The organism is Noviherbaspirillum aerium (assembly GCF_008929045.1).
Classification (GTDB): domain Bacteria; phylum Pseudomonadota; class Gammaproteobacteria; order Burkholderiales; family Burkholderiaceae_D; genus Noviherbaspirillum; species Noviherbaspirillum aerium.
The window spans coordinates 12,714-39,291 of sequence record NZ_VFAH01000027.1; the positions used below are offsets into that span (position 1 = coordinate 12,714).

Consider the following 26,578-nt stretch of genomic DNA (forward strand, 5'->3'; position numbering starts at 1 on the left):
TTGCCGGCTTGGCTAGTATTGCCTGTTCCGAACGTAGAGCAACCCGCCAAGACAACAACCGCAACTGCGATGAAAAGAGTCTTCATCCTGTATTTTCCTTTATAAGAGATTGTTTCAGATGCAGGGCTTTCGCTATTACCGGGCACCGCCTCGATAGAGGTCTTCATACCCGGAAGTTGATTTAGCAGGTGTGTTCATCGACTTCGAACCAAAAGTTGAGCAACCTGCGAGAACAACAACTGCGACAACTGCGAACAGCTTTTTCATGGAATTTCCTTTATTTCAAGTTTAAAGATATGGTTGGGTGGCTGATACCGACACCAACCGAGCATCAATGACGCGGCCACGGCGGAGCAACGGTAGCTACCGGATGCACGCAACGTAGCCTTGGACGCCAAGATTCATTTGCTGCGCCTCATTCCGACACGCCGTTCTCGAGACGCAATACGGCTTGTTCAGCGGTATTTGTCTCGCCCAGAATGCGCAAGGTGACACTCGTAGCCATGTCGGCATACAAATTAACCTTGTATGGATTCCCCGCCAGTCACGGCAAGACACCTGTCGCAGACGGTGGACGAAATCCTTCCGTGCAAGACAATGTCAGCCTGTTTGGCTCTGCGTGTATTCGAAGGAGTTCAGCGAGAGTCCCACCCGAACGACAGGGACAGAAAGCAAAAAGCTCGTCGCTTATGCGGTAAGCCGCCGGTCAGGTCTATCAGGACCATCCGGTATATGGGAGGAGTAAAGCAGCGGCGGCGAAGCGAGTGTGCTACGGCCGTGCAGGAGGAAGGTGGAGGAGATTGCGGGAGCTAACGACGCCTGGCACGCCTGATGGCAATACTCACATTCATGCAGGGACGCTGACTTTCCTTTGTCCGGGTCACCCTTGCCCTTAGCGCCCTTATGGTCGTCAGCATGATGTCCAATGTGGGTGACATGTTCTTTCTCGTGTTGGCAATAGGATGCAATCACTGCCCACGAATATTGCAGTGGAAGGAGTGCCAGCAGAAAAATGAGAATCAGTTTTTTCACAGATGGATTGATAGCGAACGAGGACGCAAGTTCAACGCGTATTTTTTCGAGGCCGTAACAAGTTATGGCAACACAAGGTTGACCGCTTTCTCAATGGGCGGATAGCAGACGCCCAGCTTTTCATGGCATCCCTGGTATGACGCGACCAACGTGATTGTCTTACCCTTTGTCGCACCATTTAACGCCAGTTCGACTGGGACGGCCTTCTTATACACCTCTGTCCGTCCAAAAATCTGGTCAGTCTTCATTTCACCAGGTGGCAATTTCACTGCATTGATGCTGACGCCATTTGCGTTCTTGAGCGCAAATTGAACTCGCTGCTTGTAGAGGTAGTACCCCTTTGCAGGAATAAGGTTTGCGGACAAGGCGTTGGTCCCCTTTGCCACCACTTGAAATTTGAACGCTGCATCAGGCTCAAGCAATTCATCTTCGTTGGTATTCGAGAACAGCCCTTTGACCTTGTCCTGCAAACCTGGCGAAGACGATTGCTGCGCATGCGCAGGCAAAGTCAAAGCCGCCACTAGAGGGGTAAGGATTATTGCTGCCTGTATTGCCTTGATTTTCATAGCGCGTTCTTCAATGTACACAGCTTCGCAGAAGCGGTCTATTTCTTCCACACCTAGTGCTGATGATGTGTTTCAGTTTCAGTATGTTCCGGACCAGATCCAATGACACAGAGCTCCCCTTCCAATTCCACATCGACGGTCACATGCTCGAAGGTATGCTCGTCAAGGAGACTTCGGACACGTGCCTTGGCATCGATCATTTCCTCGCGGCTGGCATCGCGTTGCATCACGAGGTGGGTCGTGAGGACATGGACCTCGCCATCAACTGTCCAGCTGTGCGTGTGATGGACTGAAAGGACCTTGGGATGAGCAAGTACTGCTCTCTCGAATGCCACCACATCAAACGCTTCCGGTACCTTCTGGATGAACACATTGAACACCTTGCGCAGATTTCGGACTACGTTCCAGAGCACAAACAGCGAGATGCCGATGGACAGCAACGGGTCAATGATGGGCAAGTCCCATACGGTCATGATGCCGGCGCCGATCAGAACCGCAAGCCAGCCCAGCGTGTCTTCCAGAAGGTGCCAACTGACGACTTGCTCGGTCAGCGAAGTGCCGCGCCTTACCCGGAGTACAGCCGCGCCGTTGAAAGCAACACCGATCACGGCCAGGATCATCATGCCCGGAGCGTTGACTTCCTCGGGAGCGAACAAGCGAGACGCCGCGTTCCAAAGTACAAAGCCCAGGCCAACGATCAGAACCAAGCCGGTAATCAGTCCGCCAAGTAGAGAATACCGACGATAGCCATAGGTATTCTTTGCGGTACGACCACGCCGCGATAACCTATCGAAATACCAGGCCAGGCCGAGCGACATCGAGTCGCCCAAGTCATGAACCGCGTCGCTCAGGATGGCAATACTGTTTGTATATAGGCCGCCAATCACTTCAATAATCGTGAAGGACAGGTTGAGCAAAAAAGCAGTTTTCAAATTTCCGCTGCTTCCATGCCCATGACCATGGTCATGACTACCGTGTGAATGACCGCTACCCATTTTCGCTCGCTGTTGTGTTGTCCAAATGATGGGACGTGCCGCCGCAATCAAGCCGCACGCCAACTCCGAGTCGGTATTATTTCAGTGTGAAGCGAACGCTTTGCGGCTTGCCACCGGTCGTAACAGACGCAACGACCTTGGTGCCCTTGTCGACTTTAAACGTTCCTTTGGCCTGAAGCTTGTTCTCGCCCGCCGGAGCCAGTTTGACTTCAGATTTGTCGGAAGCCGACAGTAGCGTCAACGTCGCGCTGGCATCCTTGGTATCGACCGGCTTGCCATGGTCGGTGATGTACAAAGTCAGTGTGTCGGACTTTGCAACCAGTTCGTAGTTCACATCCTTGACGACCGACACAACGCCGCCGTTTGCCGGTTTGGCGTCGTGCGCGTGCTCGCCACCTTTCTTGTCGTCGTGGTTATGGCCTTTGTGGTCATCGGCCGCCAAACCGAGATTTGCGAGCGACAGGGCGAGAACGGCGATAGACGCGGAAGCCAATTTGTGCAATTTCATAGTTTCTCCTGAGTAGTGATGGAACACTTTGGTATTTCAATCATAGGTGTCCCCGTCGTCGCACAACGGGGACGGACTGCTTAAGTAGGCAATTGCTGAGGAACCGCCTTTATCGGGGCAACTTGTTCTTCGATTTCCTCTTCCTTACGGTAAGCAAGACGATACAGAAGCGGAAGAACCAGAAGCGTCAAGGCCGTCGACGAAAGAATGCCGCCAATGACTACGGTGGCCAGCGGGCGCTGCACTTCAGCCCCTGTACCTGTTGCAAGCGCCATGGGCACAAACCCAAGCGATGCTACCAAGGCGGTCATCAATACGGGACGCAATCGGGTCAGCGCGCCTTCACGCACGGCGGAATCCAGGGAATGACCTTCCTCTCGCAGGGTACGAATGAAGGAAATCATCACCAGACCATTCAACACCGCCACTCCGGAGAGGGCAATGAAGCCAACCGCCGCGGAGATGGATAGCGGAATACCCCGCATCCATAGCGCGACCACACCGCCTGTCAGCGCGAATGGAATACCGCTGAAGACGAGAAGTCCATCCTTGAGGTTGCCAAACATCGCAAACAGTAGCGTGAATACCAACAGCAATGCCAATGGCACGACGACTTGCAGGCGCTGAGCAGCAGACTGCAGCTGCTCGAACTGGCCACCCCAGGTTGTCCAATAGCCGGCGGGCACTTTAACTTGGTCACGGATGGCCGATTCCGCTTCAGACACGAATGAACCGATGTCCCGTCCGCGCACGTTGGCACTGATGACGATACGCCGCTTACCGTTTTCTCGGCTGATCTGGTTGGGTCCGGGAGCAAGTTCCAGATTGGCCACTTCACCCAATGGAATGAACGTCGCTCGTCCATTGCCGTTTTCTGCGCGGGGCAGCGAAATCGGCAGCCGCTTCATCGCCTCGAGGTCGTTGCGCAAGTTTTCCGGAAGCCTGACAATGATGTCAAAGCGACGGTCGCCCTGGAACAGCGTGCCGGCTTCCTTGCCACCAATTGCGGTTGCCACCATGTCCTGAACATCGCCGACATTCAAACCATAGCGGGATGCTTTCTCCCGGTCGATATTGATGGTCAACATAGGCAGGCCTGTAGTCTGTTCCACCTTGACCTCGGCCGCCCCAGACACCCTGCCCAACGTGGAGGCAATCTTGGCCGCCGTGTCGTTGAGCACATCCATGTCGTCGCCGAATAGTTTGACCGCTACGTCGCTTCGCACGCCGGATATCAGCTCATTGAAGCGAAGCTGGATTGGCTGTGAAAACTCGTAGTTGCTGCCCGGGATTTTGGAAATGGTTTGCTGTACAGCCGCCAACAATTCATCGCGAGTCTTCCTGGGCTCAGGCCACTGATCCTGGGGCTTGAGCATGATGTACCCGTCCGAGATGTTGGGCGGCATCGGGTCAGACGCAATCTCGGCCGTACCGGTACGCGCGAAGATGCGGTCGATTTCTGGATGCTTCTGCTTCAACGTCCGTTCAAGCTGCTGCTGCATTGCCACCGACTGCGACAAGCTGGTACCCGGGATGCGCAGTGCCTGGATCGCAAAGTCACCCTCGTTCAGACTCGGCACGAATTCGCTTCCCAAACGGGTGGCCAGCAGGCCCGACAGGATGATGGTCACCGCGGCAAACGTCAGTACCACGGGCTTGTTCGCCATCACGAAGTCCAGTACGGGGCCATAGAGACGCTTGGCTCCCTGCATGACGACATTCTCTTTTTCAGCCACTTTGTTGCCGATGAAGAGCGCGACCGCGGCAGGGATGAAGGTAATCGACAGAATCATCGCGCCCAGCAAGGCGATCACCACCGTCAGGGCCATCGGATGGAACATCCGGCCTTCCACGCCGGTCAGCGCGAAGATTGGCAGGTAGACCACCATGATGATGAGCTGGCCGTACAACAGCGGCCGACGTGCTTCCCGGGATGCGGCAAACACTTCATGGAAGCGCTCGGCCCGCGTCAATGGCCGTCCATGGTGCGCCTGAGCATGGGCAAGCCGGCGGACGCAGTTCTCGACAATCACGACCGCACCGTCAATGATGATGCCGAAATCCAGTGCGCCTAAGCTCAGCAGGTTCGCACTGACCTTGTTCGATACCATGCCACTGAAGGTGAACAGCATCGACAGTGGAATGACCATCGCCGTGATGAGGGCTGCGCGGATGTTCCCAAGGAACAGGAACAACACCGCAATGACCAAAATAGCACCCTCGATCAGATTCTTCTTTACCGTGTCGATGGCCTTGTCGACCAGGACCGTGCGGTCATACACGGTGATGGCCACCACACCTTCCGGAAGGGTGCGGTTGATCTCGGCCATTTTCTTGTCCACGGCCTGGGAAACCGTACGGCTGTTCTGGCCAATCAGCATGAACACCGTACCGAGGACAACTTCCCGTCCATTCTCGGTGGCAGCACCGGTACGCAGCTCGCGACCAATTTCGACTTCGCCGATATCGCGCATCCGAATAGGCACGCCCTGGACGGTACCCAGAATGATATTACGGATGTCCTCGATGGACTGTACCTGGCCGGGCGCACGAATCAATAGCTGCTCGCCGCGCTTTTCGATGTAGCCAGCCCCGGCATTGCCATTGTTACGGTCAAGCGCGTTGACCACGTCCTGCAGTGTCAGGCCATAGGACGCCAGTCGTTCGGGAACCGGTGCGACCTGGTATTCCTTCTCGAAGCCGCCAATCGAGTTGATTTCCGTGACGCCAGGAACGTTACGCAGCTGCGGCTTGATGATCCAGTCCTGGATTTCACGCAAATCGGTCGGGGTGTACGGCGTGCCGTCGGGCTTTTTCGCGCCATCCTTGGTCTCGACCGTCCACAGGTAAATCTCACCCAGACCGGTGGAAATCGGTCCCATGGCTGGCGTCACCCCCGCCGGCAACCTCTCCTTGGCTTCCTGCAGTCGCTCATTGACGAGTTGCCGAGCGAAGTAGATATCGGTGCCATCCTTGAAGATGACGGTGATCTGCGACAGGCCATATCGCGACAACGACCTGGTTTGCTCCAGATTGGGCAAACCGGACATGACTGTCTCTAGCGGATAGGTGATCCGCTGCTCCGTTTCCAGAGGCGAGTATCCCGGTGCTGACGTATTGATTTGGACCTGAACGTTGGTAATGTCAGGGACCGCGTCAATGGGCAGTTTTTGATAGCTGAATATGCCAATGGCGGCCATGCCGAACACGGCAAGCAGGACCAGCCATCGCTGCTCGATGGCAAAGCGTATGATGCGTTCAAACATGGATAAGTCCTTTTCGCATCAGTGAGTATGTTCGGCGCTGGCTTTACCCTGCTCCGACTTGACGATGAAGCTGCCCGCGCCTGCGTACTTGCTGCCCGCCTTCAATCCCTTGACCACCTCGACTACCTTGCCGTCAGTGCGGCCGAGGGTGACTTGCTGGGGAAGGAAGCCGCCGGGAACGCGAACGAAGATGGTCGGCTTGTCGTTGACCGTCTGAATGGCATCGGTACTCACCGCGACCGGAACTTCGGCTTGGTTCGAGACGATTTCAACATTCACGAACAGACCTGGGCGCCAAGACATGTCTGGGTTCGGCAGTGAAACCCTGGCTTTGGCGGTACGGGTTTGTTCGCCAAGCAAAGATCCAACGAAAGAAATCGTGCCGGGTGCTTTCGCATCGAATGCCGTCGCCTTGACGGTAACTTTCTCGCCGACGCGAACTGCGTTCAGGTCTTTTGCAGGGACAGCAACCTCCGCCCACACTGTCGACAAGTCCGAGATCGTGAAAATGTCAGCGTCTTCCTTGATGGCTTCGCCGAGGGAGATGTGTTTTTCCATAATCATGCCATCAAACGGTGCCCGGATTTCGTAGGCATTCAGTGAGCCACGGCTGGATGCGCCGGTACCCAAGGCACTGAGTTTTTGCTGAACATTCCGGACAGCGATTTCCGCTTCCTGCATCGCCTGTTCAGCCTGCAGGTAATCCTGCTCCGCCGAAATCTTTTCCTGCCAGAGCTTCTTTTCGCGTTCGTACGTGGTTTTGGCCAATGCGAGTCGCTTTTGTGCGGCCAACAATTCGCTGCGTTGCTCTGACAGGCCCGAGCTTGCCAGGACGGCCAACACTTCGCCTTTCTTGACCTTCTGCCCGAGATTGACCTTGACGCTCTCAACGACACCGGCCATCCGAGGTACGACATGCGCTGTCCGGTCCTCGTTGTAGCGGATCTCGCCAGGCAACGTGAGCGAGCTGTTGATCCTTGCCGGACCTGCGGTATTGACAGTAACGCCGGCCGCCTTGGACTGCTCGTCATTCATTGCGATCGTGCCTTCCATCTCCTCGAAGGTGAAGAGGTAAGGCTCGTTGGCTGTTTGTGCTGCGACCGTCGCTTCGAATACGTGGGGTTCCGGCACCGAAGTGCTGCTCTTCAGGTAATCCTTTTCAGGAGTAAAGGCGAGTTCCTGTTTTCCGCCATCCGGACGGGTGAGAGTAATAGAAACTTTTGCTGAATTCGGAGGGAGCGGCTTTTCCTTCTCGTACATGTAGACATGGAAACGTGGCTCTCCGCCTTCTTCGGCCATCAGCACCTCAAGCCCGAAGTCGCCTTCGGTGAACAATTTCCCGCCATGAGGGCCTTTTGCCTGTTCTTCCTCATGACCATGTTCATCGCCATGCTCATGTCCGTGCCCACCTTTCTCTTCAGCGTGTGCGTGCTTGTCACCGCCTTTTTCGCCGGCATGTTCTGCATGCCCGCCGCCGCCGTGGCCGTGTCCATCACCTGCCGGTTTGGGCTTATTCATCGTCATGATGAGCACGCCAAGCAAGACGCCGATGATAACGATGGCGAGAATGGAAAATAGCTGTTTCTTCGTAAGATTTTTCATGATCTGCTCTTATTGCTTGGTCGCGGGCGTAGCTTCCCCGAGAATGCGGTCGATATCGGCGGCTGCCCGGTGCGCCTCAGACAGCGCTCGCAGGTACTGGGACTTGGCTTGCAGCAGCGTGCGCTGGGCATCGAGCACATCCAGGAAGCCGAATTTCCCGAACTCGAACCCTTTCGAGGCGGCGTCATAGGCGCTCTGGGCACCCGGGATGACTTCCTTCTGCAGGGACTCCGCCTCCTGACGCGATACACTCAATTTTTCATAGGCCTGTGCGACCTCGCCATCCAGCCGGATCTCTGTGGCGGACAGTTCGTCGCGTGCCTTGTCGACGCGGCGTAGCGATTCCAGGACGTTTCCGCGATTGCTATCGAAGAGAGGAAGCGGGATCGAAACGCCAACCACAGCTTGGTTACGGCCCAACTCTTCAGAGCGCTTGACGCCGAGAGTGACTGCCATGTCCGGGATGCGGCGGCTGCGCTCTACCTGTGCCAGTGCCTGGCGATGATCGACTTCGTAGCGAGCCCGGGATAGTGCCGGAGACGTTGCCAGTCTCCGGGTAAGCATGTCTGTACTAGGCAACTCGGGCAACACATCAAGCTGACCTTCAGCCTTCTCGAATCGAGGAATCAGATTGCCCCAAGTGGCACTGAGCCGCTTGCGAGACGAGCTTAACTCGCTTCTTGCCTGAGCCAGTTCAAGGCGAACGCTCGATTCCGCCACGCGTGCCTTCGTTTCTTCCACAGGCGACACCTTGCCGGCTGCAACGCGTTTGTTGGCGACATTCGTCGCTCTCTGAGCAAGTTCACCTGCTTCCTCGGCAAGGCGAACGCGTTCCTGTGCGGCGAGAACATCAAAGAATGCAGTAATGACGGCCGCACGGATTTCGGCTTTTTTAGCGTTCAACTCGGAAGACGCAGCGGACAGGCTGCTTTCGGCAGCGCGCATGCGCGCAGAGCGCTTCCCGCCTAGCTCAATCGGCTGACTGACTGTTAACGTGGACTCCCGGGTCTCACGGCGCCGGTCTTCAATACCCACTTCCAGCGAGGGGTTGGGCAGCACATTGGCTTGCAGGAGCGTGGCCTCGACCGCCTGAAGCTCATACTGGGCTGCGGACAGGTCCGGGCTGGAATTCATCGCCAAGGCTATTGCAGCCTGTAGCGTCAACGGCAACGCCGGTTCGACTGCACGGCCGGCATTAGCCTGTGCAGCCAGGTGTGCGCTACCAAGTCCGGTCGTTACGGTTTGCGCACTCCCAGGCAAACTGAATACGGCCAGACTGAGCGGTAAAAGATACCGATACATCAAATTCTCCTGACAAATGGGAAAGAATTTGACGAGACGTCACCCCGGTTTTACGTTTTGATAGTCGTGGCAATTCGTCTCGTCGCGTTAGGCGACAAGACGCCAGTCTGGCTTTCGGGGGCCAGATGGAATATGGGAAGAATAATTGTCCGGTAATCGTGCATGATGCACGACATCATTGGGTGGGACACCCGCAGGGAAGGTGGTTAAGAACGATGCCTGAGCAGAAAACTGGCAGATGCCACAATCGTTGTCGGCCTGGGTGTTCTTGCTCGGTTCTTCCGAGTCATCCTCCTCGGCCTGGTGCTGATGCGTATGGTGGCCAAAGTGGGAGGTTTGCTGTTCTTGTTCGTGCTGGCAATACGCAGCCGCCGCTGCCCAGGCATACTGGAGCGGAAGTACGGCTAACAGCAGAATAAGAATAAGCTTTTTCACGGGCGAGATATTAGCATTGATTTCTTGCCTTTTGGCCTGCAAGAAATCGATAGACGGCCATTTGAGTGTGGTTAGTCAAGCAATGTCTTGATGGCGGGATCAACTGGCAGCCGCTTGAACATGTTGATGTTCGTGCCTCCGGTATTTCCTGTCGGGACGATGCCAACGGCTGAACCGATGGCACCAAGAACAATACGCACACCTTGACCAACCACTTCACTTGCCGATCGGCGCTTGATGCCAATTCTCAGCATGCCCCAATGGGTAATGATGTGCGGCACGACATACCGTTGTCCCAGCACATGGGCAACCTCCAGATGCTTGTACGCCTGGTCAAGCTGCCCTCGTGCGTAGCGATTGCGCGCAGCCGCCATTTCGGATTCAAATGCTTTCTTCAATTCAGCTTTCATAGATCAACGGCGTTTGAGTTCGATGGTGACAGTCCTCGGTGCAACGGTCACAGGAGCTGTTGCTGTTTTCATCTCAGCGCGTGCCTGCGTGATGACGGACCGTGCAGCGCTCAAGCCAAGAAGACCCATGATGCAGGCCACCACAATGTCGGGCCACCCGGAACCCGTACCGAACACGCCCAAGGCCGCCAGCATCACGGCAACGTTGCCAATGGCGTCATTACGCGTGCAGAGCCAGACAGAGCGCATATTGGAATCGCCATTACGGTACGCAAACAATAATGCCGCTACGAGCAAATTGGCCAGTAGCGCAACGAAGCCAATGGTGCCCATCGTAATGTGTGCAGGCACGGTCCCGGTTGTGACACTCCAGAACGCAGCGGCCAAAACAAAGATGCCATAGCCTCCCATCGTCAAGCCTTTGATCAGAGCCGTACGCGAGCGCCAGATAGGCGCCAAGCCCAGAACAAAAAGCGAGACCGCGTAGTTCGCCGCGTCACCGAAAAAGTCAACGGCGTCGGCCAGCAACGATACCGAACCGGCGGCCCAACCGCTGAATAGCTCGACGCCAAACATGCCGGCGTTGACCACCAGCGCGATACAGAGAATACGACGGTAGGTCGGGTCTACTGGAGGTTTATCTGAGGCGCAAGCGCCTGCGCAACAATCAGCCATTTGATGCTCCTTCTCGTCTATAGCAGCATTACACACCCTGTAGTGACTACAGGATCAAGCTCTTTTAAAGAGGAAAATGTGGCGAAGAACTTGTATAAATGTCATTTCTTTGTATGCGTCTTACTTCCGCTTGACCGCTTCGCGCTGTCTTTCCTGGCGTAATCAGCTGCGTCTTTTCCGGAGCGCTTCTTTGGACGCTTTGGAGGTCGTCGAGACAAGTAATAATAAAGACCAATCGCAATTGGGATGAATACAAGCAACATTGCCACTTGGATATTTATAAGAAAGTCAGGCATGGCGATGTACCTTGTTGAAACCTGCGGCTAGCAGGCGCTGTGTATCCGCAGGTTGGTGAAACGTCGTTGTTGGGCGGGTTATTTTGCCGCCGCGGTGGTCAATTCCTGTTCCACCAGTTTCTGCAATTGCTCCGGACCGAAGGATGGTAGCGGCTTCCCATTCACAAAAAACTCCGGTGTGCCCCTGACGTTCAATGTTTTCACGTCCTGAAGGTCTTGCTCGATGATGCGCGTGAAATCCGGGGATTTCATATCGTCTTTCAAGCGTGCCATATCAAGGTCGAGTCCTTCAAGGTGAGGCCACAGTAGATCGAGATGCGCTGAATGGTCCGGCGCCCACTGCGGCTGCGCTGCAAGCACCGCTTCAAGCGTTTGCCAGTACTTGTTCTGCTTCCTGGCGGCTTCCAGAACCTTGACCACTTCGTCTGCGCCCTTGTGGAAAGGTGCGTATCGGATGGTCAGCCGAATTTTCTCGGGATTTGCCTCCATGATCTTTTTAACAAAGGGATAAAAGGCGCGGCAGGACTCGCAAGCCGGGTCGAAGAATTCGACGATGTGTACCGGCGCACTGGCATTGCCCAAGGTCGGCGAGTGGAACCGCACAAGCGCCTCACTGTTCTGGGAGGTGGCTTGCGTCGCCTGTTCAGTCTTTTTCGATTGATAGAGATTGATGCCGAGAGCAAATGCAACCGCCAGAATGACCGCGGTCGCGACGAAGATGGTCTTTTGTTTCATTTTGATGCCTTAAAATGAGTAATGATGAGCAGTGCAGCGATGGCTGCGAAGGCGGCCACGGAGAGCATCGGTATGGTCAGAAATCCAAACCATTCGATCTGCTCCTGCGAGCACGGCACGCCTTGTGTGCAAGGTGTCATCGACTCGGCAATGACGCCTTCGGCAACCAGAAGGTGGAACACAGCAATGCCCAATCCAATAAGTGACAGCGGAAAAGCGTATCGCACGACTTTCACGTCCAGAGGAAAAAGGCCTGCGCTAAGAATGAGTACGAGCGGGAACATGCAAATGCGCTGGTACCAGCACAGCACACATGGTGTCAGCCCCATGACCTCACCCAGGAAAATCGCCCCAAGGGTGGAAACCGTTGCCAAAACCCAGCTCAGGAATACCAAGGGCCATAAGGAAGTTTTTATGTCTGTTGATGCCATCATGTTTTGAGCAGCGTTTTGAGGTCTTGTACGATGTCTTCGGCTGGCTGGGCATCCCTGAAAAACAGGCGAAGGCGGCCCTGCGGGTCAAACGCGTAGGTTTGGCCGGAATGGTCCACCGTGTAAAAGCCGTCTTCATTTGGCTTCTGCAGCACGCGAATTACCTTGAACTCCTTCGCCGCAGCGTCAACCTGTTGCTCAGTTCCAGTCAAGCCAAGGAACGGCGGGTGAAAGGCGGGAACATACTTGGCCAGCAGCTCCTGCGTGTCCCGTTGCGGGTCCAGCGTGACCATCAGCACTTGTACCCTTTCAGCGTCCTTGCCAAGCTTTTCCATGGCTGAGGCCAGCTTCACCATTGTCGTCGGGCAGACGTCGGGGCAATTGGTATAGCCGAAGAAGAGGACAACGGCTTTGCCCTTGAAATCAGCAAGAGTCCGCGGCTTTCCAGTATGGTCTGTCAACTGGAATTCCTTGCCCCACTCGCCGCCGGTAATGTCCACCGACGCAAACTTCTGGTCAGGGATGCTCTTGTTGTCACATCCAAGCAAGACGGTGCCAGCCAGAAGCAACGCTGCTACATATCGTAATTTCATGTGCGACCTCCGCATTACTTGCCAAGTGGACGGACTAGCACTGAGACGACTGAAGTATTTCTCGCCTTCTTAGCATCTTCGAACGTCAGCTTCATTGTCAGGTTTTCCCCGGCCGACAACGGCTTCTTGAGACCGAGCAGCATCAGGTGTAAGCCGCCTGGCGCAAGGTCGACGGTTTGCCCGGCTTGAATAGCTAGTTCACCGTGCTCCCGCATTTTCATGACGCCATCATGGTGATGCATGGTGTGAACCTGAACGTCCTTGGCAACCTCGGTCTGAATGTCGACCAGACGCACAGCATTGGAACTGCTGACTTTCATGTACACGGCTCCGACCGGCTGCCCTGGGACAGTCGCACGTGCCCATGCATCAGTCACCGAAACGTCGGCAAATGCGCTTGAGGTCACACTGGCAAGTAATGTGGCGAGCAATAAAGTTTTCATGGCTTCAAAAAAGTGGAATTTGAGGATGGGCGTCAAGCCTGCAGTAGGTCGCGCGCTCAGCGCCCTGCGTAACAGAAGCAGCCAGAACAACCGCAACTAAGATGGCGGAAGCTTGGTTCATAGGCGTAGCTACCCCGCCCTAACTACCTGAGCGGGAGCACTGCAAAGAAAATCAAGAATGCGTAGGTGGGGCGCGAGATTGTGCGGGCGCCCATGTGAACAAGGGTCGAGGCGCCTGGTAGAAGAGGAATGGGCGGGGAAAGGAAGCTACTGTGTTCAATATGGCCGACACGGTAGCAGGGACTGGTCCTGGCGTATCACTGTGGATTCTGCAAAATGGACAGTCTTCAAAATGCTGGTCATGTTTGACCGTCGAGAACGGCTTCAAGGTGCCTTCGTAAGGAACACTAACTTGCTTGACTCCCGAGGCCGTGCAGATTTCGACCGTCTTCGGTGATGAAGGACTTTTCGCAGCAAAGGCGTGCGAAATCGACGGCGCAAGAGCGACCAGCAGGATGGCGAGCAATGCCATCCATGCAGTCAGGAGTCTTGTGTACCGAGTTGTTCTCATTTTTGTATTTTATCGCACCCGTTCTGTTGAGACCTCCGAACAGACCTCAGTGGTGCTCGGTCACAAGCGTAGTTGCAATCCTCTCTATGGAAAATAGACGCAACCAAATTGACGTACAATGTCCGTAGTAACTACGGGGTTTCGGCAAGGGGGGATGAATATGCGTATTGGGGAACTGTCAAAACGTACAAGTTGCGACATTGAAACTATCAGGTATTACGAGAAAAGCGGTTTGTTGGCAGAACCGGGAAGAAACAGTAGCGGATACCGTGAATATGCGACGGAGCACCTCGAGCGACTCCAGTTCATCCGCCACTGCCGTTCGTTGCAGCTGAGCTTGGCAGAAATTCGTGTGCTGCTTGACCTGCAAGCCAACCCTGCTTTGGGATGCCAGAGCGTCGATGAGCTCCTTGATGGGCACATTGCGCAAGTGCGCGAACAAATGGCTGCTTTACGTACTCTTGAGCAGCAACTGGTCAAGCTCCGCAAACAATGCCAAGGGCCACATTCAGTTGAGGAATGCGGCATATTGCAAAATCTGAACGAAGCGGCTGAAAGTCATGAATGTGCTTGCCATGATGACGGCGATAACACTAAGTAATTGAAACAGGAATCACGGATGGCAACAGTTTTCTTCTCATATAGCCACGTTGACGAAGCGCTCAGAGACAAGCTCGAGGAGCACCTGTCGATGTTGAAGCATCAGGGCCTCATCGAATCTTGGCATGACCGGCGTATTCTCGCTGGGTCCAACATTGACGATGAAATTGATGAGAATCTCGAGAAAGCGGACGTCATCCTCTTACTCGTAAGTTCTAGCTTCATTGCGTCGAGCTATTGCTATGGCCAAGAAATGAAGCGCGCAATGGAGCGGCATCACGAAGGAACGGCTCGAGTCATTCCCGTGATTCTTCGCACATGTGACTGGCACCCAGCTCCGTTCGGTAAGCTGTTGGGTGCGCCTAAGGACGGCAAGGCCGTTACCACTTGGCCTGACCAGGACGAGGCCTTCACCGACGTAGCAAGACAGGTCCGCCAAGTAGTTACAGCAACTACTACTAGAAAGGAAGTGGCACAGCCGGCTTCGGCTACCGGCGCTCGTCAAGAGGCTTTCCTGGCATCGCCCGCGAGACCCGCATCGGCGGCCGCGCAGGAACCAAGCCTCACCCCGCGCTCCAGCAACCTCCGTTTGAAGAAGGATTTTACGGAGTTCGACCGTGACCAGTTTCTGCTCGACTCATTCGAATACATGGCGCGCTTTTTCGACACGTCACTGCAAGAGCTTGCGGCCCGCAATCCTGGCACCCGAGGACGTTTTCAGCGCATTGACGGTCGTTCTTTTACTGCCGTAATTTACCGCGACGGAAATGGACTTGCTGAATGCACCATTCGCGTCGATGGTCACGGCGGACGTAATAACTACCTGTCGTACGTAAACAGCGCCTCGGCGCCTCCGGGCACATCAAACGAGATGATGCATGTCGAAAGCGATAACCAAACGCTGTACTTCAAGCCGCTCGGAATGCGAGTTTTTGGCGGCCGGCAGGAGCAGAAGCTATCTCAAGAGGGAGCGTCGGAGTATTTCTGGGATATGTTGATTGAGCACCTCCAGTAAGAGGTCGGGAATCAATTCCCATTTGGATCAGTAGAAGCAAGTGTATGCGTAGTTGGCTGGCCTCTACAGCGTTATATCGGTAGGAATTCGTTGATTTCCCGAGCTGTGTCTCGAGCGCTACGCATCACCCCAATGAGCGTAGCAGACGCGAAGCCAGTCCACTCGCCATAGCCTACAAGCCAAAGACGTCCTTCACTTTTTGCGTGGGTCCCGAGCACATCAACCCGCCCGTTCGGCGTAACACCACCCAATTCTTCGAGATGCTTTAGAACTGGCTCGAAGCCAGTGCACCAAATAATTGCTTCGACGACCTCCTGGCTATTGTTGGTCCAGACAACCCCACCTTCTGTGAAATGGTCGACAACTTTAGGGTGGTCGAACACTCCTCGAGAACGAGCTTCACGAACAGGCGGAACCATGACAATGCGCACAGCTGTTCCGGACTTACTCCAGTTCGTCCTTTGTTTCGTCCTGGCTAGTTTCGTGGCTCATTGCGGCTGCAGCTAAGCTAGTAGCCAAATCCGGAAACGCTTCCTTTCGTTCACTGTATCGGCTCGTCAGGTAGTCCGAACGGTCTCGCACAAGCAAAGTGAACTTGTAGAGCTCTTCCATGACGTCCACCAGACGCTCATAGTAGGACGATGGCTTCATGCGCCCGTTATCATCGAACTCCTGATACGCCTTGGCCACCGAAGATTGGTTCGGTATGGTCACCATCCGCATCCACCGCCCCAAGACTCGCAGCTGGTTGACCGCATTGAAGGACTGCGAACCTCCCGATACCTGCATGACCGCCAGAGTACGTCCCTGTGTCGGGCGAATGCTTCCAATTTCCAGAGGTAGCCAATCGATTTGGGACTTGAACACGCCGGTCATCGCACCGTGGCGCTCTGGACTGCACCAAACTTGCCCTTCGGACCACTCTGACAGCTTTCGGAGCTCCTGCACCTTGGGATGGTCCGCGGGACAGCTGTCCACCATTGGGAGGCCGTGCGGGTCAAACACCCGCGTTTCCGCACCGAAGTGCTGCAAAATACGCTCCGCTTCCAAGGTAAGGAGGCGGCTGTAGGACTTCTCGCGCAGTGAGCCGTACAGCAGCAGGATGCGCGGCGGATGCGTAGACACCGTCGCTGCATCTAGCTTTTCCTGCGTCGGCACGTCGAGATGCGGGGCGCTGACGTTGGGGAGGTTCGACAGGTCAGCCATTTCCTTTGACCCTCCTACCATCGGCGTCAATGACAGCTTCACCGTCTTCCTTGCTGAACGGGCCTTTCTGCGGCAATGGGAGGATGTCAAGCGCTACCTCGGACGGGCGGCATAGACGAACGCCGACCGGGGTAACGACGAAAGGCCGATTGATGAGAATCGGGTTGGCCAGCATAGCGTCCAGCAGTTGCTCGTCGGTCAGCGCCGGGTTGTCGAGGCCGAGCTCGGCATACGGCGTACCCTTTTCCCTGATGGCTTCGCGCACCGTCAGGCCGGCTTTCGCAATTATTTCCTTCAGTTCTTCCCGGCTAGGTGGCGTGTTCAGGTACTCGATGACCTGCGGCTCGACACCGGTATTTCGGATGAGCGCGAGGGTGTTGCGAGACGTGCCGCAGCTAGGGTTGTGGTAAATCTTGATATCCATGGGGTTATGCCTTTGCTTCGTACCAAGTCTGCGAGCGGTTGACGACACCAACAACTAGCAGCATTACAGGGACTTCGATGAGAACGCCGACGACCGTCGCCAAAGCAGCGCCGGACTGAAATCCGAATAGGCTAATGGCGGTAGCTACTGCCAGCTCAAAGAAGTTAGACGCTCCGATAAGACTGGATGGACCAGCAACGCAATGGGCGACGCCCAACTTCCGGTTCAGGAGATACGCAAGACCCGAGTTGAAGAACACCTGAATCAGGATGGGCACGGCCAAGATGGCGATGACCAGCGGTTGCTCCGTGATTGCTTCACCCTGGAAGGCAAACAGGAGCACAAGGGTCAGAAGCAGCGCCGAAATCGAGAACGGGCCGAGTTTCCCGACCGCGCTCTCCAGGTGACCCGGTCCCTTGGCCAGCAAGGACTTGCGAATCAGCTGCGCGAGGATGACCGGCACAATGATGTACAGGCCAACCGACGTAATCAAGGTGTCCCACGGCACGGTGATAGAAGACAATCCGAGCAACAGTGCGACCAAGGGAGCAAACGCCACAATCATGATGGCGTCGTTGAGGGCGACTTGGGATAGCGTGAAGTACGGGTCACCTTTGCACAGCTGGCTCCAAATGAAAACCATTGCCGTACACGGGGCGGCTGCGAGCAAGATAAGCCCTGCAATGTAGCTGTCCAGTTGGTCTGCCGGCAGCCATGCAGCAAACACGTGGCGGACGAATATCCATCCGAGCAATGCCATCGAAAACGGTTTTATCAGCCAGTTGATGGCAAGGGTTACGCCGATACCGCGCCAGTGCCCCTTCACCTGCGAAAGCGCGGCAAAATCAATCTTGATGAGCATCGGAATAATCATTACCCAAATGAGTATCCCAACCGGAATATTCACTTGGGCGACCTCGAGTTGTGCGATGCCATGAAAGACCGAGGGAAATGCCTTGCCGAAGATGATGCCGGCAACAATGCAAAGCGCTACCCAGATAGTGAGGTAGCGCTCAAAGAAACCGATGGCCGGAGCAGCACCGCCGGCAACAGCAGTAGTGTGTGTCGTTGTCATTATTGTGCAGACGTTGAAAATGCCACGCATTTTCCGAGACGTGGCGGTAAATCAAATTTATGCCGGCGTGACCGGTGTATCGCCAATCTTTTTGATTTCCTGCTGAATGGCGTGCTTTTCGAGCATGTTGAGCGGCAGGCTGACAAATGCATTCATGCGGGCCATGATTTGCTTGAAGATCATTTCGAATGCGTCACGCTTTTCTTCATCTGTGCCTTCAACGGCTGCTGGGTCTTCGAAGCCCCAATGCGCAGTTGCAGGATGGCCGGGCCAAATCGGGCATTCTTCACCTGCAGCGTTGTCGCAAACCGTAATGATGAAGTCCATATGGGGTGCACCAGGAGCGGCAAACTCATCCCAGCTCTTGCTCCGCAAATTGTCGACTGGGTAACCAGTCTTCTTCACCTGTTCGATGGCGAAAGGATTGACCTTGCCGCCAGGCTTGCTTCCAGCGCTGAAGCCCTGAAAGCGCCCATGTCCCATAGTAGTTACGAGTGCTTCTGCCATGATGGAACGTGCGGAGTTGCCCGTGCAGAGAAACAGCACGTTGAAAGTCTTGTCGGTCATGATTTTCCCTAAGGTTCTTGGATAAGGCGCCGCCGCATGCAGACAGCTTGCGACGGACATAAGCTAGAAAATTCTGCTGTTTTCTGTAGTTCAGACGGTGCCGCGCGGCGCTCGATGAGTTCATACCCACGGCGCTCGAAGAAATCGGCTGCGGTTGTCGTGAGCAGGTACAGGGTGCCCACACCGGTTCGCCGAGCATGCTCTTCTATGGCGTCGGCCAATTGCTTGCCGAGCCCGGTGAACCGGTTTTCCGGCCGTACGGCGAGGGAGCGCAAGAGCGCATCTTTGCCGTATCGCTCCAACCCCACTATCCCAAGGACAGACCGCCCACCTTCCGCGACCAGGAGATCAGCGAGGTGCGCAGTGGTCAGGTCTTGGTACGGGAGGCCGGTGTCCTCGAGTAAGCCGAGGACTGCCGGCAGGTCTTGTGATGCGGCGAACCGAAGCGGGGTCATGGTTCAGCAGCAGGCGGCCGTTGTGCTCTTCTGCGTATTCGGCACGCAGCACGGCGCGTCAGCCGAAACTTTGATACGCGGCTTAGCGAGCGGTACGCAGCATGCCTCGGTGCCGGCAGCGGTTTCTCCCGGTGCGGCGGTCTTATTAGGCTCGCCGAATACAGGAATGGTGTCGAGCGTATGGAAAGTCTCCCATGCGATTCCGGAGGGGTCGTTGACCCAATACTTGTCCGACTTGGCGTAGCAGCAGGCGACGCCCTCTTCCTTCTCCACGTCCGGCTGGAGGGCACCGAGGCGGCACTGCATTTCGCTCAATTCTGTGCCCGACTCAACCTGGATGCCGAGATGGTTCAGGCCCACTTCGGCTCCACGCTGAGAGATAGCGAAATTTACGCGAGGGTCATCGAGCATCAACTTCGCATAGTCCGTTTTCACGACGGTAGGTTCCGTGGCAAACATGCCAGAGTAGAACTTGATGCTGTCAGCAAGGTTGTCGACGGAGACGTGTACGTGCAGGCGTTTCATGAGCAAGCTCCTTCATTGGAACAGTTGGAAACGCGGACAGGAGAACAAACATTCCCACCGCAGCAGTTCTCGGTCAAAAACCCGAGCAAACCGTTCATAGCCTCGAAATTGGCCGCGTAAATGAGCGAACGTCCTTCCCGCGTCTGGGACACTAGATTGGCGTGCAGCAACTCCTTCAGATGGAAGGACAGCAGGGACGGAGCGATTCCGACGCCCTCTGCAATTTGCGTCGCTGGTAACCCACCAGGGCCGGCTTGCACTAGGAGGCGAAAGACCGCCAAGCGGGTCTCTTGTGCAAGGGCTGCGAGGCCAGCAACAACGCTTTTGACATCCATTTCAATATTCCTTGAATTGTTTTATTCAATAATAGTTGAAATGTTTTACTATTTCAAGACAAGATTTATGACTTTCCTTGCAACAAAGGGCATTGTTCTATTCCAAACACCAAGTCAGTTAGGACGAGAACAAAATAAGCACGTGGTATATTCAAATTCCCTATGGGGAGTAGCCGGCTTCCACGCAGGAAGCGTCCGCATCAACATACTCGGTGGAATCAATCCATCGTGGTGCGGACAACCGGAAGGTTGGCGAGACCATTGGCATGCCAGCACGAGGTAGGACGGGCCGTGCTCCGCATGCCATTTGTACTCGCCCGGCCTAAAGGCTTCCAATGAATTTCTTCTCCACTATCCTGATTGCCCTTGCAATGTCTACCGACGCCTTTGCGGCGGCAGTAGGCAAAGGTGCTGCACTTCACAAGCCGCGATTACAGGAGGCACTTCGGACTGGGCTCATCTTTGGAATCATCGAAGCACTGACGCCAGTTGTTGGTTGGCTAGTTGGACAAGTCGCCGCACCGTACGTTGAGGCATGGGACCACTGGATTGCTTTCGTCCTACTTGGAATTCTTGGCGTGCGGATGATTCAGGAAGGTTTTTCTGAGCCAGAAGTTGAGGACACCAAACCAGGAAGGCACTCTTTCTGGATATTGGCTGTGACCGGTTTTGCAACGAGTATCGATGCAATGGTCGTTGGGGTCGGCTTGGCGTTTATGGACGCAAATATCGTGATTACTGCCGCTGCCATTGGGCTGGCCACGTTCACCATGGTTACGCTTGGAGTAATGGTTGGCAGAGTGCTTGGCATCATTGTTGGCAAGCGAGCGGAAATCATGGGTGGCATCATCTTGATTGGTATTGGATGCCTCATCCTTTACGAGCATATCGGTAAAGCATAGCCATCGTTTCCATTGTGCTGGCTCTTAGGAACTTACAAATAGAAAGGGACAAGCTCAGCTTGCCCCTTTTGTCGCTCGACAAGTCATTACCATGACCTGCTCGAAAATCAGTCCTTGGAAAAGGCTTTTCCAGAAAAGTCGACTGTCACGAGCGTCCCGTCCAGTTTGCCCATACCAGGCGCATTTAACGGCATGCCCGGAGCCGATACCCCTTTGACCTTCGGCTGCGCGATGAGCTTCGCAACTGCGGCTGCTGGAACATGTCCTTCTATGACTTGACCCGATGCCTCGGCCACCCCGGTATGGCAGGATGCCAGCTTTTCCGGCACCCCAAGCCGCTTCTTGACTGCCGACATATCCTCAGAATTGATGGCATTGACCTTGTAACCTGACTCACGCAGGTGCTCAACCCATCCTTCACAGCAACCACAGTTTGCGTCCTTGTAGACGGTTATCGCTTCACCCCCGGCATACACCACCGAGGAAGCTGCAACAAGCAATGAAAAAAGCAATTTCTTCATAGTCAAATCTCTCTTACTTTTGAACGGTCAACGAGGTGACCATCGGGGCATTGTCTACGTTCTCAATGGTGAATTTCACCTTGTCACCGGCCTTCACGTTGGACAGCATTGCGGTATCGCTGACAGTGAAAGCCATCGTCATTGGCGGCATTTCAACCGTCTTGGACTTGATAGGGCCATGGTTCAATGTGATGCTCTTCTTTGCCTTATCAACAGCCTTTACTTCAGCTTCATTGTCGCCAAAAGTCCTTTTTGTAGTCTTTGTGCTTTGGTTTCCCATGTTGTCCATTTTCATACCACCCATGTCGCTCATGCCCCCTTTGCCTTGGTCAGCGGAAGCGTTTAGAGCCAGTGCAGCCATTGCCGCAACGAGTGCGAATTTGTATTTGGAAGAGTTCATTTTGTTGCTCCTGTAGGACTAGGTAAAAAATAATGTGTCATGCCTTGACACTATTCGGCTGAAAATTTACGGCAATACGCAGCTTCCGCTCCTGGAGAAGACGCCACGCTGCCGGAATAACAAAGAGCGATAACAGGGGGGCTGTGACCATGCCCCCTACCATCGGTGCGGCAATACGCTGCATGACCTCGGACCCGGCACCGCTGCCGTACATAATGGGAAGCAAACCAGCAAGAATCACCGCGACGGTCATGGCTTTGGGCCGGACGCGCAGCACTGCCCCCTCTCGAATTGCCTCGAGAATCAGTTCCTTGGTCAACGGCTGCCCGCTCCGAAGGCGAGCGTCCAGCGAGTTTCTAAGGTAGACCAGCATCACAACACCGAACTCGGCCGCCAGACCGGCCAGGGCGATGAACCCGACGGCGGTGGCCACCGAAACCGCATGCCCGAGCGTCCAGACAAACCAGAAGCCGCCAATCAGAGCAAACGGAACGGTCAGCATTAGCAGCAGTGCTTCAGACGTAGAGCGGAACGCCAAGTACAGGAGCAGGAAAATCACCGTCAACGTCAATGGGATAACCGTCTGCAGCTTCGCCGCCGCGCGCTCCAGGTATTCGAACTGCCCTGACCATCCAATTGAATAGCCTGGTGGCAGTTTGACCTCCTTCTGTACTGCTGCCTGCATCGCATTCACAGCAGACCGTAAGTCCGTTCCTCGCACGTCGACGTACACCCAGCCGGATAGCCTGGCGTTTTCGCTACGAATCATCGGCGGGCCATCAGTCACCTGGACTTGGGCCACGTCACCCAGCCGAATCTGTGCCCCTCGCTCCGTCACTACGGGCAGTTCTCGTAAGTTTTGGACTGAATCCCGGTAATCCCTGGGATATCGGACGTTAATAGGGAAGCGCTGTCGTCCGTCGACGACTTCGCCGACGTTTTCACCTCCTATCGCCGAAGAGACCACGGACTGGACGTCGGTGACGGCAAGGCCGTAGCGAGCTGCTTGTCGTCTATCTATGGTGACGTCAATGTAGCGCCCGCCGCTCAGCCGTTCAGCCAAAGCGGACGTCACGCCCGGCACCTTTTTCACAACGGCCTCAATCTGACTCGCAATTTGGTCAATCTGGTTCAGGTCACCACCAGACACCTTCACACCGACAGGCGTTTTTATACCGGTCGAGAGCATGTCGATGCGGTTACGAATCGGTGGAACCCAGACATTCGACAATCCAGGCACCTTGACGACGCTGTCCAGCTCTTCGACCAGCTTCTCGGGCGTCATTCCCGGACGCCATTGGTCCCTTGGCTTGAACTGAATAGTCGTCTCGAACATTTCCAGAGGTGCCGGGTCGGTCGCTGACTCAGCCCGTCCCGCCTTGCCAAATACGGTTGCCACTTCCGGCACTGTTTTGATGAGCCGGTCCGTTTGCTGCAGCAGTTCGCTGGCTTTCGATGCCGCCAAGCCCGGAAGCGCAGATGGCATATACAGCAAATCTCCTTCATCAAGCGGCGGCATGAACTCACCACCAAGCCGGGAAATTGGGATAGCGGTCAAGGCAAGAGCCACGACGGCAACCGCGATTACTACGATTGGATGCCGCAATGTAGCTTCCAACAGCGGGCGGTACGCCGCTATCAAAATCCGATTGAGGGGATTGGATGCTTCGCTTGGAATGCGCCCGCGAATCAGGTAGCCCATCAGCACAGGCACCAAGGTGATAGCAAGGCCTGCCGCCGCTGCCAGCGTGTAGGTCTTGGTGTAAGCCAGAGGCGCGAACAACTTGCCTTCCTGTGCCTCAAGGGCAAAGACAGGCAGAAACGACAGGGTCACAATCAGAAGCGAGAAAAACAGGGCCGGACCGACCTCAATCGACGCGTCCGTCACAATCTTCCAGCGCTCCTGGGTTGTGAGCTCCTTGTCGGGATGGGCGTGTTCATAGGCCTCAAGGTGCTTGTGGACATTCTCAATCATGACAATGGCCGCATCGACCATGGCTCCAATCGCAATCGCGATGCCCCCGAGCGACATGATGTTTGCATTCACGCCCTGGTAACGCATGACGATGAACGCAGCAAGAATACCCAGTGGCAAGGAGACGATGGCCACGAACGCGCTGCGAAGATGGAATAGGAATATCGCGCAGACGACAGCGACAACGATGAACTCCTCAATGAGCTTATTTCGCAGGTTGTTGACCGCTGCTTTTATCAGGTTCGAGCGGTCGTAGGTTGTGACCACCTCCACTCCCTTCGGCAAGGAGGACTGGAGCGTGTCGAGTTTGGCCTTCACGGCATCAATCGTCTGTAGGGCATTTTTACCGGAACGCATCACGATGACGCCACCAGCAACCTCTCCCTCGCCATTGAGCTCGGCAATACCCCGCCGCATTTCAGGACCAAGCCGGATGGTGGCCACATCACGCAGCAAAACCGGCGTTCCGGCCTCGTTTGCATTCAGGACGATGTTCCGGAAATCTTCCAACGAACGCAGGTAACCGCGCGAGCGCACCATGTACTCAGTTTCGGCCATTTCGACGACCGAGCCACCTGACTCTTCATTTGCCTTGCCAAGCGATTCAAGGACTTTGGCGTGGGAGATACCGAAGACACGAAGCTTGTCTGGGTCCAAGACGACCTGATACTGCCGGACCATCCCACCGATGCTGGCCACTTCCGCGACATCCGGCACCGTTTTCAGCTCGAATCTCAGGAACCAGTCATTCAACGCACGTAGCTGGCTCAAGTCGTTCTGCCCGGTGCGGTCAATTAGTGCATATTCGAAGACCCAGCCTACCCCGGTACCGTCCGGCCCCAGCTCCGCACGTACGCCCTGCGGTAGGCGGCCCTGCACCTGGTTGATGTACTCCAGCACCCGAGAACGGGCCCAGTACAGGTCGGTAGAATCGTCAAACAACACGTAGACGAAGGAGTCACCAAAGAACGAATATCCACGTACGGTCTTAGCGCCTGGGACAGCCAGAAGCGTAGTCGTCAGTGGATAAGTGACCTGGTCCTCGACAATCTGAGGCGCTTTACCAGGATACTGAGCGCGGATGATGACCTGCGTGTCTGACAAGTCGGGCAACGCGTCGAGCGGTGTCTTCCCCAGAGACCACAGTCCCCAGGCAGCCAGAATCGCCGTTGCGAACAGGACAAAGAAGCGGTTGGCGATGGAGTGCCGAATGATTTGGGCAATCATTTCTTTCCTCCGCCAGCTGGCTTCACGTCCTGAAGCATGTAGCTGCCGTCATCACCCTCCTTGAACGAGAACTCCACGTCTTGGCCAACCTTGGCCTCCGCAAAAGCGTCTGGCTTTGGTTTGCCGAAGTCCATTGTCATGGCGGGCCACTTCAGCTCAGGAATCGGTCCATGGGACAAGGTCAGTGAGCTTGGGGACACCTTTTCGACCTTGCCGACCCCTCGGTAAACCCCTGGAACAGCGATAGGAGAATACTGCGGTTGAGACTTCTGCCCTTGCTCTTGTTCGCTTCCGGCAAACTTCGGCAGAACCGATTTCAGCCGCGCCTCCGAGTCGATGAGGAACTGTCCTGAAGCGACCACCTTTTGGCCCTCGTTTAAACCGCTCAGAATCTCCGTGTCGTCGCCGATATCTCGCCCGGTTGTTACTTGTACCGGCTGGATGCTATTGTTTTCGCCCGTAACCAAGACGACCGAGCGCTTCCCGCTCGTAATAACGGCTTCGGTTGGAACAAGGAGCCGTGGCACCGCCTTCTCGCCGCCGACCTTTACCCGCATCAGCATGCCCGGTGTGAGGCTGCCGTCACGGTTGTCCAGTTCCAGCCGTGCCTGCACCGTCCTGGTTGTCGAACTCACGCCTGGGAGAACTTCCCGGACCTTTCCGGCATACTTCTGCTCCGTATTTCCTGCAAAGGTTGCCTCTACCTGCATGCCAGGACGGACCAAATTGGCCTGTTGTTCCGGGATTTCGGCCAGTAGCCAGACCTTGTTAAGGGCAACCACTTTGGCGACGGTCATGCCTGGCGAAACCATTGCACCATCACGAACGCCGAGTTCCGTAATGACGCCGGTAACAGGCGATGCGAGCGTCAGGGTTCTCTGTACTTTTCCAGTCCTCTCTAACTGGGTCACGAAGCTGTCAGGGATGGAAAGTGCGCGCATGCGGTCGCGAGCAGCAGACGCCAGAGCATCGTTGCCGCTACGCTTCAATGCCAAGTACTCCTCCTGGGGCGCAATCCACTCAGGCACAAATAGCGTCGCAACCGGTTCGCCGCGCTTAACGCGCTGCATGGGCGCCCGGGCATGAAGTCGCTCGATGTAGCCGGTCACCCGACTCTGCACGACTTCTGCAACGCTCTCGTCAAACTGGGTAGTGCCAACCAACTCGAATGCGTCTCTAGTCTCCTCTCGCCGAACGGTGGCGTATCGGATACCCAGATTCTGCTGGAGTGTCGGATTGACCGTCACTCCTCCTTCGCCACCGGCCTCGTCCGCGTAGACCGGGACAAGCTGCATGTCCATAAAGGGACTTTTGCCCGGCTTATCGAATTTCTGGCCGGGCACCATGGGGTCGTGCCAATACAGGACCTTGCGTCCGGTCTTCGGGTCAGTCTTCTCGCCGGACGCCTCTTGGCTCGTTGCAGCCGGCTGCGAGTACTTGCAGTTGGTTGACCGCATTGGCAACTGTATTCGGGCTCTATGGCTATTGCAG

General features: G+C 55.4%; 29 protein-coding genes and 1 riboswitch. Of the genes, 3 read left to right on the plus strand and 26 right to left on the minus strand.

The genetic code is table 11. The features are described from left to right. Positions 1-135: 135 nt before the first annotated feature. The 15 genes from FH061_RS31535 to FH061_RS31890 form a co-directional block, all read right to left on the minus strand. A complete protein-coding gene (locus FH061_RS31535; protein ID WP_264158755.1) occupies positions 136-267 on the minus strand; it encodes a hypothetical protein in 132 nt (43 codons plus the stop codon). 827 nt (positions 268-1,094) lie between these two features. After that, a complete protein-coding gene (locus FH061_RS25205; RefSeq protein WP_225984879.1) occupies positions 1,095-1,649 on the minus strand; it encodes a protein-disulfide reductase DsbD N-terminal domain-containing protein in 555 nt (184 codons plus the stop codon). Positions 1,650-1,651: 2 nt separating this feature from the next. Next, complete coding sequence (locus tag FH061_RS25210) at positions 1,652-2,530, minus strand: cation diffusion facilitator family transporter (protein WP_264158756.1); 879 nt, start codon at positions 2,528-2,530, stop codon at positions 1,652-1,654. Between the two features lie 139 nt (positions 2,531-2,669). Beyond that, the gene (locus FH061_RS25215) at positions 2,670-3,101 is read right to left on the minus strand and encodes a hypothetical protein (RefSeq protein WP_151638593.1); all 432 of its coding nucleotides are present in this window, start codon (positions 3,099-3,101) and stop codon (positions 2,670-2,672) included. Between the two features lie 80 nt (positions 3,102-3,181). Continuing rightward, a complete protein-coding gene (locus FH061_RS25220) occupies positions 3,182-6,367 on the minus strand; it encodes a CusA/CzcA family heavy metal efflux RND transporter (RefSeq protein WP_151638594.1) in 3,186 nt (1,061 codons plus the stop codon). 18 nt (positions 6,368-6,385) lie between these two features. After that, positions 6,386-7,969 carry an efflux RND transporter periplasmic adaptor subunit gene (locus tag FH061_RS25225; RefSeq protein WP_151638595.1) on the minus strand — a complete coding sequence of 528 codons (1,584 nt, stop codon included), beginning with the start codon at positions 7,967-7,969 and terminating at the stop codon, positions 6,386-6,388. A 9-nt stretch (positions 7,970-7,978) separates the two neighbouring features. After that, complete coding sequence (locus tag FH061_RS25230; RefSeq protein ID WP_151638596.1) at positions 7,979-9,271, minus strand: TolC family protein; 1,293 nt, start codon at positions 9,269-9,271, stop codon at positions 7,979-7,981. 87 nt (positions 9,272-9,358) lie between these two features. Next, positions 9,359-9,748, minus strand: coding sequence for a cation efflux protein, CzcI family (gene czcI / locus FH061_RS25235; RefSeq protein ID WP_225984880.1), 390 nt, complete (start codon positions 9,746-9,748; stop codon positions 9,359-9,361). Between the two features lie 29 nt (positions 9,749-9,777). Next, positions 9,778-10,116 carry a DUF3703 domain-containing protein gene (locus tag FH061_RS25240; RefSeq protein ID WP_151638597.1) on the minus strand — a complete coding sequence of 113 codons (339 nt, stop codon included), beginning with the start codon at positions 10,114-10,116 and terminating at the stop codon, positions 9,778-9,780. A 3-nt stretch (positions 10,117-10,119) separates the two neighbouring features. Beyond that, on the minus strand, positions 10,120-10,791 hold the full coding sequence (locus FH061_RS25245; protein WP_151638598.1) for a cation transporter: 672 nt from the start codon (positions 10,789-10,791) through the stop codon (positions 10,120-10,122). A gap of 374 nt (positions 10,792-11,165) precedes the next feature. Then, complete coding sequence (locus tag FH061_RS25250) at positions 11,166-11,822, minus strand: DsbA family protein (RefSeq protein WP_151638599.1); 657 nt, start codon at positions 11,820-11,822, stop codon at positions 11,166-11,168. Beyond that, on the minus strand, positions 11,819-12,256 hold the full coding sequence (locus tag FH061_RS25255) for a disulfide bond formation protein B (RefSeq protein ID WP_225984881.1): 438 nt from the start codon (positions 12,254-12,256) through the stop codon (positions 11,819-11,821). The genes FH061_RS25250 and FH061_RS25255 overlap by 4 nt, the downstream gene beginning before the upstream one ends. Further along, a complete protein-coding gene (locus FH061_RS25260; RefSeq protein ID WP_151638600.1) occupies positions 12,253-12,846 on the minus strand; it encodes an SCO family protein in 594 nt (197 codons plus the stop codon). The genes FH061_RS25255 and FH061_RS25260 overlap by 4 nt, the downstream gene beginning before the upstream one ends. 14 nt (positions 12,847-12,860) lie before the next feature. Next, complete coding sequence (locus tag FH061_RS25265; protein ID WP_151638649.1) at positions 12,861-13,289, minus strand: copper chaperone PCu(A)C; 429 nt, start codon at positions 13,287-13,289, stop codon at positions 12,861-12,863. Between the two features lie 172 nt (positions 13,290-13,461). Further along, entirely contained in the window at positions 13,462-13,860 is a 399-nt protein-coding gene (locus FH061_RS31890) for a DUF2946 domain-containing protein (protein WP_151638601.1), read from the minus strand. A gap of 154 nt (positions 13,861-14,014) precedes the next feature. On the opposite strand from FH061_RS31890, the gene cadR reads away from it, so the two are divergent. Further along, positions 14,015-14,461, plus strand: coding sequence for a Cd(II)/Pb(II)-responsive transcriptional regulator (gene cadR / locus FH061_RS25275; RefSeq protein WP_437126324.1), 447 nt, complete (start codon positions 14,015-14,017; stop codon positions 14,459-14,461). An 18-nt stretch (positions 14,462-14,479) separates the two neighbouring features. Further along, positions 14,480-15,475 (plus strand): toll/interleukin-1 receptor domain-containing protein, encoded by a 996-nt coding sequence (locus tag FH061_RS25280; RefSeq protein ID WP_151638602.1) that lies wholly within the window; start codon positions 14,480-14,482, stop codon positions 15,473-15,475. A gap of 444 nt (positions 15,476-15,919) precedes the next feature. Here the strand turns inward: FH061_RS25280 and arsH are convergent, their stop codons facing one another. From arsH to FH061_RS25315, 7 genes are read right to left on the minus strand one after another with little or no spacing between them, the layout of a single operon-like run. Next, positions 15,920-16,681 (minus strand): arsenical resistance protein ArsH, encoded by a 762-nt coding sequence (gene arsH, locus FH061_RS25285; protein WP_151638603.1) that lies wholly within the window; start codon positions 16,679-16,681, stop codon positions 15,920-15,922. Further along, a complete protein-coding gene (gene arsC, locus FH061_RS25290) occupies positions 16,674-17,105 on the minus strand; it encodes an arsenate reductase (glutaredoxin) (protein ID WP_151638604.1) in 432 nt (143 codons plus the stop codon). The genes arsH and arsC overlap by 8 nt, the downstream gene beginning before the upstream one ends. 4 nt (positions 17,106-17,109) lie before the next feature. Then, positions 17,110-18,180 carry an ACR3 family arsenite efflux transporter gene (arsB, locus tag FH061_RS25295; RefSeq protein ID WP_151638605.1) on the minus strand — a complete coding sequence of 357 codons (1,071 nt, stop codon included), beginning with the start codon at positions 18,178-18,180 and terminating at the stop codon, positions 17,110-17,112. A 57-nt stretch (positions 18,181-18,237) separates the two neighbouring features. Continuing rightward, positions 18,238-18,747: an arsenate reductase ArsC gene (locus FH061_RS25300; RefSeq protein ID WP_151638606.1), complete on the minus strand. Its 510-nt coding sequence runs from the start codon at positions 18,745-18,747 to the stop codon at positions 18,238-18,240. Between the two features lie 8 nt (positions 18,748-18,755). Continuing rightward, positions 18,756-19,202, minus strand: coding sequence for an arsenic resistance N-acetyltransferase ArsN2 (gene arsN2 / locus FH061_RS31895; RefSeq protein WP_151638607.1), 447 nt, complete (start codon positions 19,200-19,202; stop codon positions 18,756-18,758). A gap of 3 nt (positions 19,203-19,205) precedes the next feature. Further along, positions 19,206-19,727 (minus strand): ArsI/CadI family heavy metal resistance metalloenzyme, encoded by a 522-nt coding sequence (locus FH061_RS25310; protein ID WP_151638608.1) that lies wholly within the window; start codon positions 19,725-19,727, stop codon positions 19,206-19,208. Further along, positions 19,724-20,062: an ArsR/SmtB family transcription factor gene (locus FH061_RS25315; protein WP_151638609.1), complete on the minus strand. Its 339-nt coding sequence runs from the start codon at positions 20,060-20,062 to the stop codon at positions 19,724-19,726. The genes FH061_RS25310 and FH061_RS25315 overlap by 4 nt, the downstream gene beginning before the upstream one ends. A 152-nt stretch (positions 20,063-20,214) precedes the next feature. After that, positions 20,215-20,384, plus strand: a riboswitch (yybP-ykoY riboswitch). 13 nt (positions 20,385-20,397) lie between these two features. Here FH061_RS25315 and mntP point away from each other — a divergent pair. Then, a complete protein-coding gene (gene mntP, locus FH061_RS25320; RefSeq protein WP_151638610.1) occupies positions 20,398-20,964 on the plus strand; it encodes a manganese efflux pump MntP in 567 nt (188 codons plus the stop codon). A 107-nt stretch (positions 20,965-21,071) separates the two neighbouring features. Here the strand turns inward: mntP and FH061_RS25325 are convergent, their stop codons facing one another. Genes FH061_RS25325 through FH061_RS25340 form a run of 4 tightly spaced genes read right to left on the minus strand, consistent with a single transcriptional unit; the run spans position 21,072 to position 26,544 of the window. Then, positions 21,072-21,485 (minus strand): DUF411 domain-containing protein, encoded by a 414-nt coding sequence (locus FH061_RS25325; protein WP_151638611.1) that lies wholly within the window; start codon positions 21,483-21,485, stop codon positions 21,072-21,074. 13 nt (positions 21,486-21,498) lie between these two features. Continuing rightward, a complete protein-coding gene (locus FH061_RS25330; RefSeq protein ID WP_192805254.1) occupies positions 21,499-21,885 on the minus strand; it encodes a copper-binding protein in 387 nt (128 codons plus the stop codon). Positions 21,886-21,922: 37 nt separating this feature from the next. Further along, entirely contained in the window at positions 21,923-25,087 is a 3,165-nt protein-coding gene (locus FH061_RS25335; protein ID WP_151638612.1) for an efflux RND transporter permease subunit, read from the minus strand. Then, a complete protein-coding gene (locus FH061_RS25340; protein ID WP_151638613.1) occupies positions 25,084-26,544 on the minus strand; it encodes an efflux RND transporter periplasmic adaptor subunit in 1,461 nt (486 codons plus the stop codon). The genes FH061_RS25335 and FH061_RS25340 overlap by 4 nt, the downstream gene beginning before the upstream one ends. Positions 26,545-26,578: the final 34 nt, after the last annotated feature.

Excerpts from the sequence above, each read along its gene's own strand:
- arsN2 (WP_151638607.1), bottom strand. The coding sequence starts at position 19,202 with ATGACCCCGCTTCGGTTCGCCGCATCACAAGACCTGCCGGCAGTCCTC.
- FH061_RS25325 (WP_151638611.1), bottom strand. The coding sequence starts at position 21,485 with ATGAAGAAATTGCTTTTTTCATTGCTTGTTGCAGCTTCCTCGGTGGTG.
- FH061_RS25330 (WP_192805254.1), bottom strand. The coding sequence starts at position 21,885 with ATGAACTCTTCCAAATACAAATTCGCACTCGTTGCGGCAATGGCTGCA.
- arsC (WP_151638604.1), bottom strand. The coding sequence starts at position 17,105 with ATGGATATCAAGATTTACCACAACCCTAGCTGCGGCACGTCTCGCAAC.
- FH061_RS25335 (WP_151638612.1), bottom strand. The coding sequence starts at position 25,087 with ATGATTGCCCAAATCATTCGGCACTCCATCGCCAACCGCTTCTTTGTC.
- FH061_RS25315 (WP_151638609.1), bottom strand. The coding sequence starts at position 20,062 with ATGGATGTCAAAAGCGTTGTTGCTGGCCTCGCAGCCCTTGCACAAGAG.
- FH061_RS31890 (WP_151638601.1), bottom strand. The coding sequence starts at position 13,860 with ATGAGAACAACTCGGTACACAAGACTCCTGACTGCATGGATGGCATTG.
- FH061_RS25240 (WP_151638597.1), bottom strand. The coding sequence starts at position 10,116 with ATGAAAGCTGAATTGAAGAAAGCATTTGAATCCGAAATGGCGGCTGCG.
- FH061_RS25230 (WP_151638596.1), bottom strand. The coding sequence starts at position 9,271 with ATGTATCGGTATCTTTTACCGCTCAGTCTGGCCGTATTCAGTTTGCCT.
- FH061_RS25300 (WP_151638606.1), bottom strand. The coding sequence starts at position 18,747 with ATGACCGACAAGACTTTCAACGTGCTGTTTCTCTGCACGGGCAACTCC.
- FH061_RS25225 (WP_151638595.1), bottom strand. The coding sequence starts at position 7,969 with ATGAAAAATCTTACGAAGAAACAGCTATTTTCCATTCTCGCCATCGTT.
- FH061_RS25215 (WP_151638593.1), bottom strand. The coding sequence starts at position 3,101 with ATGAAATTGCACAAATTGGCTTCCGCGTCTATCGCCGTTCTCGCCCTG.
- FH061_RS25310 (WP_151638608.1), bottom strand. The coding sequence starts at position 19,727 with ATGAAACGCCTGCACGTACACGTCTCCGTCGACAACCTTGCTGACAGC.
- FH061_RS25280 (WP_151638602.1), top strand. The coding sequence starts at position 14,480 with ATGGCAACAGTTTTCTTCTCATATAGCCACGTTGACGAAGCGCTCAGA.
- arsB (WP_151638605.1), bottom strand. The coding sequence starts at position 18,180 with ATGACAACGACACACACTACTGCTGTTGCCGGCGGTGCTGCTCCGGCC.
- FH061_RS25255 (WP_225984881.1), bottom strand. The coding sequence starts at position 12,256 with ATGATGGCATCAACAGACATAAAAACTTCCTTATGGCCCTTGGTATTC.
- mntP (WP_151638610.1), top strand. The coding sequence starts at position 20,398 with ATGAATTTCTTCTCCACTATCCTGATTGCCCTTGCAATGTCTACCGAC.
- FH061_RS25260 (WP_151638600.1), bottom strand. The coding sequence starts at position 12,846 with ATGAAATTACGATATGTAGCAGCGTTGCTTCTGGCTGGCACCGTCTTG.
- FH061_RS25245 (WP_151638598.1), bottom strand. The coding sequence starts at position 10,791 with ATGGCTGATTGTTGCGCAGGCGCTTGCGCCTCAGATAAACCTCCAGTA.
- FH061_RS25220 (WP_151638594.1), bottom strand. The coding sequence starts at position 6,367 with ATGTTTGAACGCATCATACGCTTTGCCATCGAGCAGCGATGGCTGGTC.
- arsH (WP_151638603.1), bottom strand. The coding sequence starts at position 16,681 with ATGGCTGACCTGTCGAACCTCCCCAACGTCAGCGCCCCGCATCTCGAC.
- FH061_RS25265 (WP_151638649.1), bottom strand. The coding sequence starts at position 13,289 with ATGAAAACTTTATTGCTCGCCACATTACTTGCCAGTGTGACCTCAAGC.
- FH061_RS25250 (WP_151638599.1), bottom strand. The coding sequence starts at position 11,822 with ATGAAACAAAAGACCATCTTCGTCGCGACCGCGGTCATTCTGGCGGTT.
- FH061_RS31535 (WP_264158755.1), bottom strand. The coding sequence starts at position 267 with ATGAAAAAGCTGTTCGCAGTTGTCGCAGTTGTTGTTCTCGCAGGTTGC.
- cadR (WP_437126324.1), top strand. The coding sequence starts at position 14,015 with ATGAATATGCGTATTGGGGAACTGTCAAAACGTACAAGTTGCGACATT.
- FH061_RS25340 (WP_151638613.1), bottom strand. The coding sequence starts at position 26,544 with ATGCGGTCAACCAACTGCAAGTACTCGCAGCCGGCTGCAACGAGCCAA.